We start from the raw sequence: 16,414 nt of genomic DNA, 5'->3' as shown, positions 1-16,414 counted from the left end.
CACCCCGCCGCGGGCGGTCACCTCCCGACGGATGCCAAGCGCGGAACGGAACGAGACGATGGGTCGTTTGCTCACTTTGAACATGACGGCGATCCTCGGCGGCGTCATGGCCGTCGCGGCGGTCATCTGGTACGCCGGACCGCTGTTGGCGCTGGCCGGCTGGTACCCGTTCGAGAGCCCGATCGTCCGCGGCATCGGCGTTGCCTTCTGGGGGGCGATCGCACTCGGCTGGAGCATCTATTATCTGGTCGGCCGCCTGAAGCAGGTGCGCGCGCTGTCGAGCGGCATCACCGGTGGGTCCGGCGGCTCCGGCGCCACCGCCGCGGCCGACGATCCGGGCGACAAGGACGTCCTCGACGACCGCATGAAGGACGCGCTCGCCACGCTCAAGACCTCGTCGAGCGGCAAGGGCGACTATCTCTACGACCTCCCCTGGTACGTCATCATCGGCCCGCCGGGCTCCGGCAAGACCACCGCGCTGGTCAATTCCGGCCTCAACTTCCCACTCGCCCGTGGCCAGTCGCCGGCGGCGATCGCCGGCGTCGGCGGCACCCGCTATTGCGACTGGTGGTTCACCGAGGACGCGGTGCTGATCGACACCGCCGGCCGCTACACCACCCAGGATTCCAACGCCCAGGCCGATCACAAGAGCTGGTCGTCGTTCCTCGACCTCCTGAAGAAGAACCGCCCGCGTCAGCCGATCAACGGTGTCATCGTCGCCATCTCGATCCAGGACATCATCACGCTCGAACAGGCCGAGGTCGAAGCCCACGCCAATGCCGTGCGCGCGCGCCTCGCCGAGTTGCACGACCGCCTGAAGATCGACTTCCCGGTCTATGTGATCTTCACCAAGATGGATCTGGTCGCCGGCTTCATCGAATATTTCGGCCATTACGGCGAGTTCCAGCGCCGCTCGGTGTGGGGCTGCACCTTCGAGCCGGCCACCCGCAAGACCGAGAATCTGGTGGCCAAGGCCCCGGCCGAGATCGACGCGCTGGCCGAGCGCCTGACCGACCATCTGCCCGATCGCCTCCAGGAGGAGCCCTATCCGGCGGCGCGCCTGCGCTCCTTCGGCTTCCCCGCCCAGTTCGCCACCCTCAAGCAGCCGATCTACGACTTCCTGTCGCGGATCTTCGAGCCGACCCGCTACCAGTCGAACGCCACCCTGCGCGGCTTCTACTTCGCTTCCGGCACTCAGCAGGGCACGCCGATCGACCGGATCATCGGCACCCTGGCCAAGAGCTTCGGTGCCGAAAATCTCGGCGAAGGCCTGATGTCGGGGGCCGGCAAGAGCTACTTCCTGGCCGACCTGATCTCCAAGGTGATCATCGGCGAAGCCGCCTGGGTGACCACCGACCGCAAGGCGGTGCGCCGGCAGCTGTTCCTCAAGATCGCCGTCTATTCGCTGCTCGGCCTCGTATCGATCGCCTCCGTCGCCGCCTGGACCTGGAGCTACGGCCGCAACGATCGGCTGATCGCCGACACCCGCCACGTCGTCGCCGATTATCGCACCCAGGGCGGGCCGCTGCTCACCCAGGAAGTGATCGACGAACGCCGCTTCGAACGCGTGCTGCCCTTGCTCGAGCAGATCCGCCGCATGCCGGTCGGCTACGAGTTCCGCGACGCCGACACGCCGATCGGCGAGACCTTCGGTCTGGCGCAGCGGCCGCGGCTGACCGCCGCCGGCGTCACCTCCTACCGCGCCGCCCTCGAGCGCTTCCTGCGGCCGCGCCTGCTGTTCCGCCTGGAAGAGGTCATCGACAAGGCCCGTGCCGAGAGCGTGCGCTCCGACCGCAGCAACCTCTACGAGGCCTTCAAGGTCTATCTGATGCTCGGCCGCCAGGGCCCGATGGAAAAGGGCTTCGTGGTCGACTGGTTCCGTCAGGACTGGGCCCGCGATCTCTATCCCGGCCCCGAGAAGGACGGCATGCGCAAGGCGCTCGAAGAGCACCTGTCGTCGCTGCTCGACCTCGATTCCGGCACCGGCCTGATCGTGCCGCTCAACGGCCCGATGGTCGCCGACGTGCAGCAGATCCTGGTGCGGATGAACGTCGCCGAACGCGCCTATCAGATCCTGCGCACCAAGGCCCGCTCGGGCAAACTGCGCGACTGGCAGCTCGGCCGGGTCGGCACCGACATGGCCACGGTGTTCGACACCACCGACGGCAAGGGCGTCGACAGCGTGGTGATCCCGGCCTTCTACACCTACGAGGGCTTCTATCAGGGCCTGATCGACCGCCTGCCGTCGATCGCCGACCAGCTCGAGCGCGACCGTTGGGTGCTCGGCGAGGCCGGCAAGCAGAACGTCGTCGCCAACCAGTTCGACAGCCTCGCCGACGACATCCTGGCGATGTATTCCAAGGACTTCATCACCACCTGGGATCAGGCGCTGGCCCGGCTGAAGATCAAGCCCTTGACCACCGACCGGCCGCGTTTCCTGACGCTGGCGGCGATCTCGGCGGCGTCGTCGCCGCTGAAGCAGATCTTCGACGAGGTCAAGACCCAGACCCAGCTGTCGCGGGAGCGCAAGGCCCCCGAACAGAAGGACGCGGCCGGCAACCCGATCCCGGCCAAGCCGGCGGTGGTGTTCCAGGGCAGTGCCTCGGCCGGCAAGGCCATCGAGGATCACTTCAAGCCCTATTACCTGATGGTCGACGGCGCCCCCGGCAGCCGTCCGGTCGACCAACTGGTCGGCACCATGAACGACATCTACCAGGGTCTGGTCGGGGCGGCGACCGAGAGCGGCGCCTCCGGTCAGATCAGCGCGGCGACCCGCACCTCGATCGGCACCATGCGGGCCTCCGCCAACCGCTTCCCCGGCCCCTTCGACAAGCTGCTGCGCTCCTCCTCCGACGAGTTCGAGGGCAATGTCGCAACCTCGATCGTCTCGGACTTGCAGAAGGCCCTGGCCGAGAACGTCACCGGCGTCTGCCGTACGGCGATCACCGGCCGCTACCCCTTCGTCAAGGGCTCGGACAAGGAGGTGCCGCTCGCCGACTTCTCCAAGATCTTCGCGCCCGGCGGGGTGATGGACAAGTTCTTCACCCAGAATCTCGCCCCCTTCGTCGACACCTCCAAGCCCGATTGGGTCTGGCGGCGCGACAACAAGGTCGGCTCGATGCTGTCGCAGCCGACCTTGCGCGAATTCCAGCGCGCCCAGATGATCAAGGACGCCTTCTTCTCGGGCGGCGGCACCCAGGCCGGCTTCGCCGTCGCCGTCCAGCCCATGACCGTGACGCCGACCGGCACCACGGTGAAGCTCGACATCAACGGCACCCAGATCGCCTCGCCGCAGGTGCCGCCCGTGCCGGTGTTCGGCACCGCGCCGGTCGGCCCGCCGCCGGTGGTGCCGCCGACCCCGGTGCAGTGGCCCGGACCGATCGGCCTCGGCCGGGTCACCATGACCGCCATCTCCGATGGCACCGGGACCAGCTTCCCGCTGCTCGAGAAGGGCGGCTCCTGGGCCCTGTTCCGGGTGCTCGACGGCGCCCGCGTGTCGAAGAAGGGCGCCGGCGTCCAGGTCGGCATCTCCGCCAGCGGCCGCGAATTCGTCTACGACATGAACGTCAACTCGCTCGTCAACCCGCTCACCATGCCGGCTCTGCGGGAATTCAACTGCCCGGCCACCCTGCAGTGAGGCGTCATGCGTCCCGGACTCTACGGTAAGCTTCCCTGCAAGCGCGACTTCATCGCCGAAGCGGTGCCGCGGGGATTCCTGCCGCTGTGGGAGCCGTGGCTGCAGGGATCGGTGGCCGCCTCGCGGATGGCGCTCGGCCGCTCCTGGCAGGAGATCTATCTCTCGGCGCCGATCTGGCGGTTCTGGATCGGCGCCCGGCATTGCGGCCGCAACGTCCTCGGGGCGGTGATGCCGTCGGTCGACGGGGTCGGCCGCTATTTTCCGCTGACCCTGATGCTCGCCGCGGAGGAGGGCGAGATCGTCGCCCCGCCGTTCCGCGACCGTCACGAGGCCTTCTTCGCCGCCGCCGAAGATCTCCTGCTCGACGCGCTGGGCGAAGGCGTGGTGTTCGAGACGCTGACCGCGCGGCTCGCCGATCTGCCGCTGCCGGAGGCCGGCGCGACGCCGCCGTTGCCGGAAACCGCGCGGGTGCTCGGCGACGGATCGCTGGTGGCGAGCGGGGCCGGGGCGTCGATCGACGAGGTCTTCGGCGGCTGGAGCGCGACGCGCGAAACCGCCGGTCTTGCTACTGCCACGTTCTGGTGGACGATCGGGGGCGGCGGGATTCCGGCGATGGTCGTCAGCGGCGACCGGCTGCCGGAGCCGGCACATTTCGAAGGATTTCTGACCGGTCGTTTCGACCGGACCAGTTGAGGCCTGACGGCGCAGGGAGCCGCTCCGCCACGTGCGGCGGTCGCCGGGAATTGGAGACGGCCGCGCCGATCCGCACCCAGCGTGGGGCTGGGGGAGGAGCGAGGTCGGGGGGAAACGCCGGATCTTTTTCCGTGTTTCGGTCGCCGCGGGCTCGATCGTGTCTTGCCCGACGACCGCACCGCGCATCATGATCCGATCGACGGGAGGCGGAAGCGGGTGATGACCGACACGAGCCTGATCTTCGAGTCCGGTGCCGCCAGCGATGTCGGTAAGGTTCGCAAGGTGAACGAGGATTCGTTCCTGGTTCGCGCCGGGTCGGGCCTGTGGTGCGTCTCCGACGGCATGGGCGGGCACGAGGCGGGTCGTCTCGCCAGCACCATGATCGTCGAAGCGCTGAGCACCGTCGAGCCGCAGGAGGCCGCCGCCGGTCTCCTGTCGGAATGCGATCGCCGCCTGTCGGTGGTCAACCACCGCCTGCGCCGCATCGCCAGCGATCGCAACTACGAGGTGGTCGGCGCCACCGTCGTGGTGCTGCTGATCCACGGCCATTCCTATGCCTGCCTGTGGTCCGGCGACAGCCGCATCTACCGGGTCCGCGGCGGCGCGCTGACCCAGCTCACCCGCGACCATTCCGAAGCCGAGGAACTGGTCCAGCGCGGCATCATGACCCGCGAAGAGGTCAAGCACTGGCCGCGGCGCAACGTCATCACAAGGGCGATCGGCGTCGCTGATCTGCCCGAGGTCGAGATCGTCAACGGCTCGGTCGAGCCGGGCGATTCCTACGTGCTGTGCAGCGACGGCCTGACCAACCACGTCGCCGATCCCGAGATCGCGTCGATCGTCGCCGAGTTCGACGTCCAGACCGCCTGCGATCGTCTGGTCGCCCTGACCCTCGAGCGCGGCGCCAAGGACAACGTCACGGTGGTGGTCGCCCGCGCCCAGCGGCGTGAACCGACGTTGATCGATCCCGGCGGCGCGGCCAAGGCCAATTGGGACGTCGGCGCATGAGCAACGAACCGGGCACGGCGGGCGGTGGACGCGGCTGGCTCCCGGCGGGAACCCGCCTCAACGACATGTACGAGCTGCAGCAGGGCATCGCCGCCGGCGGCATGGGTGAGATCTACCGCGGCCACAACATCCAGACCGGCGACGAAGTCGCCATCAAGATGATCCGCTCGGACGTGACCGAGACGGAAACCGCGATGACGATGTTCCGCAAGGAAGCGTCCGCCCTGAACAAGCTCTACAACGAGGCGATCGTCCGCTATTACGGTTTTTCGGTCGATCCGACCCTGAAGCGGCCCTATATGGCGATGGAATTCGTCAGCGGCCGGTCGCTCTCCGACACCTTGAAGGAGCATCCGCTCTCCTTCGACGAGGTCCGCGTCCTCGGCGCCCGCGTCGCCGGCGGCCTCCAGGTCGCCCACGAGCGCGGCATCATCCATCGCGACATCTCGCCCGACAACATCATCATTCCCGAGGCCGACGTCGCCCAGGCCAAGATCATCGACTTCGGCATCGCCCGTCAGACCAAGAGCTCCGAAGGCACGATCATCGGCGACGGTTTCGCCGGCAAATACAACTACGTCTCGCCCGAGCAGCTCGGCCTGTGCGGCGGCGACGTCACCGGCGCCTCCGACATCTACAGCCTCGGTCTGGTGCTGGCCGAAGCGGTGACCGGCCGCGCCATCAACATGCGCGGCAATCCCGTCGAGGTGATCGAGAAGCGCCGCAAGGTGCCCGATCTGTCCCATGTCGACCCGCGGCTGCAGCCGCTGATCGCCTGGATGCTCGCCCCCGAACCGCAGGATCGCCCCGGCTCGATGGCCGAGGTCGCGGCCTGGCTGAAGCGTGCCGCGACCCATGCCCCACCGGGCTTCCAGGGCGGCGATTTGCCCGAGGGCACCGTCGCCGTGCCCGGCGCTCAGCGCTGGCAGACCGGCGGCCCCGGCGGCTCGGCGCGTCCGGGCTCGCAGCCGCCGTCGCAGCCGCCGCGCGAAGCCCCCTCCGGCTGGGGTGCCGAACCGAGCCGTCGCCCCTCGGCGCCGCCCGGTTGGGAACCGGCGCCGTCGAGCCGACCTTCCGCGCCGCCGGGCTGGGACGCCGCACCGGCGTCGAACCGCCCGACCGGACCGTCCGCCTGGGACGCCCAATCCGCCCGCTCGGCTGCACCGGGCCGCGAGCCGTCGCAACGCTCGGCCCCGCCGGGCTGGGAACCGCAGCGCTCGGCACCGCCGCCGGAAGCCGCGCCGTCGCGCTGGCCGAGCGCCCCGCCGGCCGATCACCGCTCGCGCGGGCCGATCGACGAAGATCCCGCCACCGTCGTCGCCCGTGCCGGCACCGGCGCGGCGCTGCGCTCCGTCCCGCCGGCCGCCGCGCCGGAACCGCGCGCCCCGTCGCGGGCGCCGACCCCGCCGGCCGCCCGTGACGAACCGCCCAAGCGCTCGGCCCTGCCGTTGGTCGCGGCGATCGTCGGCGTGGTGGCGCTGGCCGGTGGCGGCGGCGCCTTCTTCCTGATGTCGGGCTCCAAGACCGAGACGCCCACCGCCGTGGTGACGCCGGACAAGAAGCCGACCCAGCCGGTCGCCGAACAGAAGCCGGCCCAGCCGTCGACCCGCCCGACCACCACCGCCGCCACCACGCCCGACGCCGGCGACGAAGCCGCGGCCGCCCAGCGCCGCACCGTGCGCGCCGCCGATCTCGCGGCCTATCTCCAGTCCTACGCCGGGGGCGACTGTTTCTTCGTCGCGCCGGTGGCGGTCACCGAGGGCCGGGTGGTGACCGAGGGCTACGGCCGCTCGATCGCCCCCTTCGAGGCGCTTGACGACGACTTCCGCGCCAAGCACGGCTTCGAACCCGACATCCGCCTGCGTCAGGTCACCGAGGCCCAGTGCCCGGCCCTCGATCTGCTCGCCAAGGCCCGCGCCGACGCCGCGACCCGCCCGCGCATCGAAGTCGCCGCCGCCCGGGTCAAGGCCGGCGAGACCATGGCCGGTCAGGCCAGCGCACCTGCCGGCGATTACGTCTCGGTGGTGCTGGTGCGCGACGACGGCACCATCCGGCTGGTGACGCCGGCGACCCGCAGCGACAAGCCCTCGGTGTCCTTCACCTTGGCCGCCGAGCGTGGCGGGGAGGGCGGCGGCAAGCCGGGCCTGCTCGTCGCCATCTCGAGTTCCACCGCGCTCGCCAGCCTGTCGGTGTTGCCCACCGAGCCGGCCGCCGGCTTCGTCGATCGTCTGTCCAAGGATGCCGCCCGCACCGGGGCTCGCCTCGCCGCGGCCGCGCAATACGTCGTCGTCGAACGCTGACCGGGGGGGCCGGCGGCATCGATCCGAGAGCATTTCAGTCAGGGGAGCGTGTCATGTCGAAAACGGTATTGCCCAACGAGCAGTCGGCCATCGATCAGAAGATCATCGACGAAGTCTTCGCGATCATTCCCGAAGCCTGGCAGGGCTTCATCGTCTCGATCGAGCCGCGCACCGGGCTCGACGGCGGCGGTCAGACCATTGCCATCCTTCAGCCCGACCAGACCGCCGAGACGGTCGAACCGACCGACGAGTTGCGCGCCGCGGTCGCCGAACTCGCCGCCTGGTTCGACGGCATCGGCCGCAAGTGGGACCGGCTGGTCTATGCCGGCTACGTCGATCCGACCGGCGCCTGGCATCTCAAGATCACCGCGCCGCTGCCCGACTGAGGCGCCGGAGTGGCTTTCGACCTGATTGCATCAGGTCGAAAGCCACTCCCGATTTTCGGAGGAGCAAGTTCTGGTCGATCAGACTGGGTCAGTCTGATCGGAACATGCTCTAGGCGACCGCGGTCCCGATCCATCGGCGAGGCCGTGCCGCGTCTCCCGTCGGGCGAGACCGTCACGGCTCTCGCCCTCGTCGGCGCCATCGCGACGTCGCCACAAGGCGGATGTAAAATCCGCAGAATTCCGCCGCATCCACGGATGGAATTGAGGAATCGAGCGAAGATCGACATGACCGACCGGCGTTCCTGCCTTCGTTTCGCCCTGATCTGGACCCTCGCGGTGGCCGCGCCCGTCGCCGCCGCGCCGCTGGTCGTCGACGAAGGCGGCTCGCTGCTGCGCGGCATCGTCACCGATCAGAGCGTCGACCTGCCGCTCGATCCGTCGCGTGCCGATGCGCCGCGCCCGACCTCGGCGGTGGCGCCGGTCCGACTGGCGCCCAAGAAGGGGGAGCCGGCGGTGTTCGACGGGCTCACGGGGCGGTTGGCACCGCTGGAATTCGTCCGCGCCGACGTCCGCCCCGATCTCGTCTGGGATCCCGCCTCCGGCGAACTCTCCGAACGCGGCGACGTCGTCGCCCTCGCCGTCGATCGCGCCGATCTGCCGGGCGCCGCCGACCGGGTGGCGCTGATCCGCCGGGTGCGCGAACTCGTCCAGCGCGCCGGTCAGACGATGCGCCTGCAGCCCGACGACCGTGCCGCCCGCCTCGGCGCCCGAGTCGAATTGCAGATCTCCGACGTCGCCGGCCGCTCGGTGGCGGTCTTCTCCGTCGACGGAATCGGCCGCACCACTCTGCTCTATCCGACCAAGCTCGACCCGACGGTGATCGCCGCACCCGATCTGGCGGTACCGCTCGACGCCAGCGCACCGACCGGCACCGACAATCTGGTGGTCCTGTCGACCACCGGCGATCTCTCCGGCTTCGTCCGCTCGCTGCGCCGGCTCGACCGCCGTCGCGCCGCCGGCGAGGCCCTGGGCTTGCTCGATGCCGTCGATGGGGGCGATCTCCGCGTCGGGACGCGTGCCCTGATGGTGCAACCGTGATGAAAGGCCTCGACCGATGAGACCCGCCACGAGCCTTCCCTCCCGCCTTCTCGCCCGCGCCGGGGCCGGGCTCCTGGCGTTCGTTCTGGTCGCCGGCTCCGCCGAGGCCGCGGAGGCCGTCCGCAAGACGCCGGCCAAGCCCGCCGCGCCGACCGCCGCGGCGGTGATGCCGACGCCGCTCGCCGATGCCGATCCGGGGCTCACCCGCGTGGTCGGCGGGCGCAAGGCCGCCGACGGCGCCTGGCCGTCACAGGTCGAGATCTACGCTCCCGACCCGGCCGGCCGCGGCCGCTTCCGCACCCACTGCGGCGGTACGGTGATCGCGTCGACCTGGGTGTTGACCGCCGCCCATTGCTTCGTCGCCGGTGCCGGCCCCGGCGCGCGCCGCCAGTCGATCTTCGCGCGTGACATCCTGGTGGTCGCCGGCCGCTCCCACCTCGCCACCGTGATGTCCAAGGACGACGACCTCGCCCGCCGCGCGGTGCGGGCCAAGAACGTCATCTATCATCCCGACTTCCAGCCCGGCGACTTCGCCAACGACGTCGCCCTGGTCGAACTCGAACGCCCGGCCGGCGCACCGGCGATCGCCCTGCTCGGCGAGGCCGATCGCCAGAACGATCTTTCGGGGCTCGCCGCCACGGTGGTCGGTTGGGGTTTCGTCAAGGAGACCGCCAATTTCGATCTCGAACTGTTGCCTTCCGACCTCCAGGAGGTCGAACTGCCGGTGGTCGACGTCGACCGCTGCCGCGGCGCCTATGTCGACAGCCAGCTGAAGGGTAATTCGATCGACGAACGCAACATCTGCGCCGGCTTCGCCGCCGGCGGCCGCGACGCCTGCCGCGGCGATTCCGGCGGCCCCTTGATGGTGCGCGATCTCTCCGGCGCCTGGGCCCAGGCCGGCGTCGTCAGCTGGGGCGAAGGCTGCGGCCGCAAGAGCCGATTCGGCGTCTACACCCGCGTCGCCTATTTCGAGCCGTGGATCCGCATGATCACCGGCGACGCCATCGCCGCCGCCGCCCGGCCGTCGACCGAGCATCGGCTGTCCGCCGACACCGCGCCGGTCGCCGTCGCTTCGTTGCCCGACGCCGGCGTGGCCGGCGCGCCGTCCGCGCCCCTGTTCGAACTGGTCACGCCCTCGTCGGTCGCCCGCTCCGCCTCGCTCGTCGAACGCGGCGACCGCGCCCTGGTGATCGGCATCGACGGCTACATCGATCCCCTGAGCCTCACCGGCTCGGTCGCCGACGCCGAGGCGGTGTCGGCGATGCTGGTCGACACCCTCGGCTTCCGCCGCGATCAGATCATGACCCTGACCAACGAGAAGGCGACCCGCGCCAACATCCTGGCGGCGCTCGATGCCTGGATCGTCCAGGGCTCGACCCCCGGCGCCCGGGTGTTCCTCTATTACAGCGGCCAGGGCTTCCAGAGCCGGGTGTTTCCGTCGCTGCGCGACGGCCTTCCCGGTCCGGTGATCGTGCCGATCGACCTCGCGTTGCAACGCGACGACGAGGGCCGGGTCCGCGACGTCGGCGGCGCCATCACCACCGCCGATCTGCGCCGCGTGGTCGCCCGTCTCGCCGATCGCTCGGTGACCGCGGTGTTCGACGCCACGCCGGTATCGCGCCGCGAGTTCCAGCGGCCGACCCGCGCCAAGCCCGAAGACGTCGGCGGCGTGCGCGCCGTCGAGGCGGTGCTCGACCTGCCGCCCGATCTCGCCGAGATCCAGCTCTCCGAAGGTGCTGCCGGCGGCATCGACCCGTCCGGCCGGGCGGTGGTGTGGACCGGCTCGGGCTTCGATCAATGGGCGTTGGTCGATCGCACCGGTGCCGAACCGATGGGCGTGTTCACCCGCCTGTGGGTCGACGGTCTGCGCGCCGGCCGCCTCGTCGCCGGCCGCCAGGCCGAAGTGACGCTGTCGGAATTCGCCGCGACCATTCGGGCCGCCGCGCTCGCCCGCTGCGACGAATTGGGCGCCCTGTGCCGGCTCGGCCTGACGCCGCAACTGACCGCGTCGGAAGCCGCCCTCGGTGCCGCCGTCTCGGCCGCTCGCGCCCGCGGCGCCGAGGCCCGCGACGTGCCGAAGGCCGCCAACCCGGCCGAGGTCAAGCTCGAGGCCGACTTCGCCGCGCCGCGCGCCGCCGGCACCCGGCCGCCGATCCAGGTTTCGACCCGCAAGCCCGGCTGGCTGCTGCTGATCGAGATCGGCAAGGACGGCCAGATGCGCCAGATCTGGCCCGACGTCGACGCGCTGCGCCGCTCGACCAAGCCGGTGCGCGACGTCAACCTGATCCAGCCGGGTCGCACCGTGACCCTCACCGGCCTGCGCGAACCTTCGCCCGGGGCGGCCGCCGGCGGTGCGCTCGGGCTGGTCGCGCTGCTCTCCGACAAGCCGCTGCAGGCGATCGACCTGCCGGAACAGCCGGGCAATGCCGCCGATCTGGCCGGTGGCCTGCTGTTCCTCGATCGCCATGTCCGTGGTCTGCAGGCGCTCGATCCGGGCAGCGCCCAGCTCGCCGAGATCGGTTGGTCCTTCGATGCGGTGCTGCCGCGCAACGGGCAGGCGGCGGCGAAATGAACGAGCGGATCGGGGGCGCGCGACGTCGCGCCGCTCGGTCGCAGGGTTGAGATTGCTCGCCGATCGGGGGCGGGTTAGGCTTCGGACGGAGCCGGCTCGGGGGGGCGCCGCTGCGGCGGTCGGAAACGGGAACGACGCATGTCGAGGGCGGCGAGGGCAGGGCGAGGAGCATGGCGGTGCGTCGCACTGTCGGCGCTCGCGTTCCTGGCGCTGCTCGTCGCCTTCGCCGGTCCGGCCTTCGCCGAGCGCCGCGTCGCGCTGGTGATCGGCAATTCGACCTACAAGAACGTCGTCGCCCTGACCAATCCCAAGAACGACGCCGAGGACGTGGCCACCACGCTGCGCGATCTCGGCTTCGAGGTGATGATTCGCACCGACGTCGAGAAGAACGCCATCCGCCCGGTGCTCAAGGACTTTTCGCGGCTGGTCGCCGGCGCCGACACGGCGCTGGTCTATTACGCCGGCCACGCCCTGCAGTATCAGGGCCGCTTCTTCCTGATGCCGACCGACGCGGCGCTCGAGGACGAGGACGCACTGAAGTTCGACATGTTGCCCGCCGACGACATCCGCGAGGTCCTGAACAAGGTCGCCGGCATCCGCATCATGATCTTCGACGCCTGCCGCAACGATCCCTTCACCGAGCGTCCGGCGCTGCGCACCACCCCGACCGCCCCCCAGGGCCAAACCCGCGGCCTGACCCGGGTGATGCGGCCGCAGGGCTCGATCGTCGCCTTCGCCACCGCCCCCTTCGATGTCGCCGAGGACGGCAAGGCGCGCAACAGCCCCTTCACCCGGGCCTTCCTGAAGTGGTCGAAAGAGCCCGGGCTGGAAATCACCCAGATGTTCCGGCGCGTCACCAAGGACGTGTTCGACAGCACCGGCGGCCGTCAGGCGCCCGAGATCACCATCTCGCTGCTCGAGGAATATTACCTCAACCGCACCGAATCCGACCGGATGTTCTGGGCGCGAATCCGCTGGTCGAGCGACATCGGCGATTTCCGCGATTTCCTGTCGCGCTTCCCGGCCTCGGAATTCGCGCCCGACGCCCGCTTCCGCCTCCAGGTGCTCGACGAGGCCCGCAAGGTGCTGGAAGAAGCGCGGCGCAAGGAGGAGGCGGCCGCCGCCGCCGAACGCGAGCGCAAGGCGCGCGAACGCCAGGAACAGGCCTGCGCCGCGGAAGCCGCCCGGGTCGCCGAACTCGCCGGCGCCGGCGGCAAGGCCGATCTCACCGCGCTCAAGCAGCAGGCCGAATGCCCGGCGACGGCCGGCCGCGTCGATCAGGCGCTCGCGGCGCTCGCCACCCGTGAGGCCGCCGAGAAGGCCCGCGCCGAGGCGGAAGCGGCGCGGATCGCCCGCGAGGAGCTCTGCCGCAAGGAAGCCGCCCAAATCGACGCCGCTGCCGCGACCGGCAAGCGCCCCGATCTCCAGGCGCTGGTCGCCAAGGCGACCTGTCCCGAGTCCCGCGGCCGCATCGACACCGCGCTGGCCGAGATCGGCCGCCGCGAGGCCGCCGAGAAGCAGCGCCTCGAGGCAGAAGCCGCTCAGAAGGCCCGCGAGGCTCAGGAGAAGGCCGAAGCCGCCGCCAAGCTGGCGCGCGAGGAGGCCTGCCGCAAGGAAGAGACGCAGATCGATCAGCTCGCCACCGCCGGCCGTCGGCCCGACCTCCAGGCGATCGCCGCCAAGACCGCCTGCCCGGACGCGAAGGGCCGCATCGAGACCGCGCTCGCCGCCATCGCCGCCCGCGAGGTCGCCGACAAGCAACGCCTCGACGCGGAGGCCGCGCAGAAGGCCCGTGAGGCGCAGGAAAAGGCCGAGGCCGCCGCCAAGTTGGCGCGCGAGGAGGCCTGTCGCAAGGACGAGGCGCAGGTCACGAGCCTGACCGCCGCCGGCCGCGCCTCCGAGCTCCAGGCGCTGGCCGCCAAGTCGATCTGCCCGGATACCCGCGGCCGCGTCGATCTGGCGCTCGCCGAGATCGGCAAGCGCGAGCTCGCCGAGAAGCAGCGTCAGGAACTCGAGGCCGCCCAGAAGGCCCGCGAAGCCCAGGAGAAGGCCGAAGCCGCGGCGCGGGTCGCCAAAGAGGAGGCCTGTCGCAAGGAGGCGGGCCAGATCGACGGCTTCGCCGCCGCCGGTCGTCGCCCGGAGCTCCAAGCGCTCGTCGCCAAGACCACCTGCGCCGACAACCGTGGCCGCATCGACACGGCGCTCGCCGACCTCGCCCGTCGCGAGGAGGCCGCCGCCCGCGACAAGGCCGAAGCCGCCGCCAAACGCGACCGCGAGGCCGCCGAACGCCAATGCGAAACCGAACAGGCGGCCTTCGACAGGCTCGATCGCGGCCTCGAGGCCAAGCTGAGCGGTTTCGCAGCGGGTGCCAAATGCCCGCGCGTCCTCGAGGCGGTCAATGCCGAGATCGAACGGCTGCGCGGCGAGAAACAGGCGGCGGAAGAGGTCTGCGTCCGCGAGGCCGGCGAGGTCGAGCGGCTGCGCGGTCTCGGCGAAGCCGCGCGCGAGGAGCTCGGCCGCTTCGCCGCCGCTCTCACCTGCGCCCGCCTGAAGCCGGTGGTGCTCGCCTCGTTGGAGGTCAAGCCGCCGCAAGTGCCGGACGTGACGCCGCCGGTGACCATCGATCCGGCGACCCGCATCACCCGCGCCGAGACGGCGCTGAAGCGGCTCGGTTGCTACGACGGCGCCATCGATGCCCGCCGCGAGAGCCAGGCGCTCGACGCCGCGCGCACCTATCTGCGCCACCGGGGCCAGAGCGTCGACCGCAACAAGGTGGTGATCGACGAGACGCTGCTGGCGCGGCTTGAGGCCGAGCCGGAGGGGCGCGTCTGTCCGCTGGTCTGCGGCGACAACGAGGTGGTTCAGGACGGCCGCTGCGTCGAGAAGAAGGAACGGCCGAAGCCCAAGGTGGCCGAACCCAGGGAGCCCCGTCCGCCACGGGCCGAGCCCAAGGCCGAGCCCAAGGCGGAAGCGCGCCCCGAGCCGCCGAAGCCGCAGCAGAAGCTGCCGACCATGCTGGGCATCTGATCGCGGCGGGGCGCATCGACCCACGGCGCCCGCCGTAGTGGTGCGGAATCGAAGTCGGAGATGGATGGCAGCTCGAGCCGACTGCCCTGGCCCGGCGGACGTCGCGCCTCTGATCGGCGTGAATCCGCCCGATTGCCGAGATCGTTTCTCAGAGGGATCTGGGCGTCCCGACCGGGGCATTGCGCCATCCGAGGATCGCGGCGGGGCCGGCGAAGCATGTTCGACTGAGACCCGGACGGATCGCTCGCGGCGATCGAGAGCGAAGGCCCATCGGGCGAGCGTCACCACCGTCGCGTCGAGATCCGATCGCCGCCGCGTCGGTCGGCATCGCGCGACTGCCCATTCTGGGAACCCTCGGGCCAGGGATCGTTTGCGCAAGCGCGGCGCTATGCGGGACGCGAAGGCGCGGTCCGGCACGGCTCAGAGGGAAACGGGACGCCGAGCGATCGCGACGGTTCCGCAACGGCCTACGCCGAACACGTCGGCAACGCGTAGCGACGAGCGTCGACACGATCGAACGACCACCGTCCCTCGCCGAGGGGCGGCCTGGTCTGGCGCTCCAGCGCTCCGGCCGTCGGAGCCGACGTCCTGTGCCTTCAGATCCCGAGGATGATGTAACCGGGACAGGCGAGGCCGCGGCAGCGGGTCGGCCGCTGGTCGCCGCGCATCGCCGGCGCGAACGCCGGAGTGATCTGCGTCGGCGAGGGGACGACGACCGGCTCACCATAGACGCGGACCGCCGCGGGCGGGCGATGCTGCGGAATCGGGAACTGGGTGGGGTTCTGGGCGAAAGCCAGCGATCCCGAGGTCGAAACCCCGATCAGAGCCATCACCACCGCCGTACGGATCGGGTTGTTCTTGAACATGTTCGTCTTCCATTGCTGTATCGAACACGAAACACCCTGATCCAGGGCGGTTACGAAACTCTCTTCGACACACGCGATTCGAGTATTCGCAGCGGGATTCCATTCGCAACGTGAACGAAACGTAGCTCGCGACGATCGATTGCAAGACGGTGCTGCCAAAAGACGGCGAGGATGTGGCACGGGGCGTCCCATTTTCGGACGCCCCGTGCACACTGCGGTAATCCGCGCCGCGGATTCAGTTCTTGAGCGAGGCCAGCAGCTTTTCGATACCCTTGATCGGCACCGCCAGTTTCAGGTTGTTGCCGGTGGAGCCGTAGAGCACGACCTCGACCGCCTCCGCCGCGACGATCTCCTTGCGCAGCCCGGCGTCGATCGGCATCTGGGCGGTGCAGTAGGTCGGCTCACAGGTCGCATAGGACAGCTTGCGCACCGCCGCCTGACCGAACCGGAGATCCAGACCTTTGGGGATGGCGACGCCGGTCAAGGTGACGATGGCGCTTTCGAGGACGCCCTCGGCGTTGAAACCGATCGTCCAGCCGAACAGCAACTGTCCCGTCTCCGGCTTGGTCGCCTGCAGTTGCCCCACACAGGTCCGCTTCTTCGATTCGGCGAACTCATTGCAGGTCATCCGCCAGTTCTCGAACGTCACGATTTCGGTCCGGGTCGGCTGCGGCGGCTTTTCCGTGGCCGGCGCGGTGGCGGGAGCCGGGGTCGGAACGGCGGGCTTGGTCTGGGCCGAAGCCTGGGAGCCGAAGGCTCCGAGCAGCAGAGCGGCACTCAGCGAAACGATGACGGGGCGCATCGACGGATCCTTTTCGATTCCACTC

The 16,414-nt window shown here is 70.3% G+C and carries 10 protein-coding genes; 8 read left to right on the top strand and 2 right to left on the bottom strand.

The features are described 5' to 3' along the window. Positions 1-58 precede the first annotated feature (58 nt). The 8 genes from tssM (at position 59) to EYW49_RS13390 (ending at position 14,721) form a co-directional block, all read left to right on the top strand. The gene (gene tssM, locus EYW49_RS13425) at positions 59-3,637 is read left to right on the top strand and encodes a type VI secretion system membrane subunit TssM (protein WP_131310100.1); all 3,579 of its coding nucleotides are present in this window, start codon (positions 59-61) and stop codon (positions 3,635-3,637) included. Between the two features lie 6 nt (positions 3,638-3,643). After that, entirely contained in the window at positions 3,644-4,330 is a 687-nt protein-coding gene (gene tagF / locus EYW49_RS13420) for a type VI secretion system-associated protein TagF (protein ID WP_131310099.1), read from the top strand. A gap of 219 nt (positions 4,331-4,549) precedes the next feature. After that, complete coding sequence (locus EYW49_RS13415) at positions 4,550-5,338, top strand: PP2C family protein-serine/threonine phosphatase (RefSeq protein ID WP_131310098.1); 789 nt, start codon at positions 4,550-4,552, stop codon at positions 5,336-5,338. After that, positions 5,335-7,638 carry a serine/threonine-protein kinase gene (locus EYW49_RS23260; protein WP_206365467.1) on the top strand — a complete coding sequence of 768 codons (2,304 nt, stop codon included), beginning with the start codon at positions 5,335-5,337 and terminating at the stop codon, positions 7,636-7,638. Before EYW49_RS13415 ends, EYW49_RS23260 begins: the two co-directional genes overlap by 4 nt. A gap of 53 nt (positions 7,639-7,691) precedes the next feature. Then, the gene (locus EYW49_RS13405; RefSeq protein WP_131310097.1) at positions 7,692-8,024 is read left to right on the top strand and encodes a hypothetical protein; all 333 of its coding nucleotides are present in this window, start codon (positions 7,692-7,694) and stop codon (positions 8,022-8,024) included. 285 nt (positions 8,025-8,309) lie between these two features. Beyond that, entirely contained in the window at positions 8,310-9,122 is an 813-nt protein-coding gene (locus tag EYW49_RS13400) for a hypothetical protein (RefSeq protein WP_131310096.1), read from the top strand. Between the two features lie 16 nt (positions 9,123-9,138). Continuing rightward, entirely contained in the window at positions 9,139-11,694 is a 2,556-nt protein-coding gene (locus EYW49_RS13395) for a trypsin-like serine protease (RefSeq protein ID WP_131310095.1), read from the top strand. 138 nt (positions 11,695-11,832) lie between these two features. Continuing rightward, the gene (locus EYW49_RS13390; protein WP_131310094.1) at positions 11,833-14,721 is read left to right on the top strand and encodes a caspase family protein; all 2,889 of its coding nucleotides are present in this window, start codon (positions 11,833-11,835) and stop codon (positions 14,719-14,721) included. 596 nt (positions 14,722-15,317) lie between these two features. Here the strand turns inward: EYW49_RS13390 and EYW49_RS13385 are convergent. After that, positions 15,318-15,587, bottom strand: a complete 270-nt coding sequence (locus EYW49_RS13385; RefSeq protein WP_131310093.1) for a hypothetical protein — start codon at positions 15,585-15,587, stop codon at positions 15,318-15,320. Positions 15,588-15,822: 235 nt separating this feature from the next. After that, on the bottom strand, positions 15,823-16,389 hold the full coding sequence (locus tag EYW49_RS13380) for an invasion associated locus B family protein (protein WP_131310092.1): 567 nt from the start codon (positions 16,387-16,389) through the stop codon (positions 15,823-15,825). Between the last annotated feature and the right edge of the window lie 25 nt (positions 16,390-16,414).

The sequence above is a fragment of the Siculibacillus lacustris genome, from assembly GCF_004328075.1.
Taxonomy (GTDB): domain Bacteria; phylum Pseudomonadota; class Alphaproteobacteria; order Rhizobiales; family Ancalomicrobiaceae; genus Siculibacillus; species Siculibacillus lacustris.
The sequence above is the reverse complement of the archived record's forward strand: the minus strand, read 5'-3'. Positions and strand labels throughout refer to the sequence as shown.

Bases quoted from the DNA above. Each gene is read 5' to 3' on its own strand.
- EYW49_RS13405 (WP_131310097.1), top strand. From the start codon at position 7,692: ATGTCGAAAACGGTATTGCCCAACGAGCAGTCGGCCATCGATCAGAAG.
- tssM (WP_131310100.1), top strand. From the start codon at position 59: ATGGGTCGTTTGCTCACTTTGAACATGACGGCGATCCTCGGCGGCGTC.
- EYW49_RS13390 (WP_131310094.1), top strand. From the start codon at position 11,833: ATGTCGAGGGCGGCGAGGGCAGGGCGAGGAGCATGGCGGTGCGTCGCA.
- EYW49_RS13400 (WP_131310096.1), top strand. From the start codon at position 8,310: ATGACCGACCGGCGTTCCTGCCTTCGTTTCGCCCTGATCTGGACCCTC.
- EYW49_RS13395 (WP_131310095.1), top strand. From the start codon at position 9,139: ATGAGACCCGCCACGAGCCTTCCCTCCCGCCTTCTCGCCCGCGCCGGG.
- EYW49_RS13415 (WP_131310098.1), top strand. From the start codon at position 4,550: ATGACCGACACGAGCCTGATCTTCGAGTCCGGTGCCGCCAGCGATGTC.
- tagF (WP_131310099.1), top strand. From the start codon at position 3,644: ATGCGTCCCGGACTCTACGGTAAGCTTCCCTGCAAGCGCGACTTCATC.
- EYW49_RS13380 (WP_131310092.1), bottom strand. From the start codon at position 16,389: ATGCGCCCCGTCATCGTTTCGCTGAGTGCCGCTCTGCTGCTCGGAGCC.
- EYW49_RS13385 (WP_131310093.1), bottom strand. From the start codon at position 15,587: ATGTTCAAGAACAACCCGATCCGTACGGCGGTGGTGATGGCTCTGATC.
- EYW49_RS23260 (WP_206365467.1), top strand. From the start codon at position 5,335: ATGAGCAACGAACCGGGCACGGCGGGCGGTGGACGCGGCTGGCTCCCG.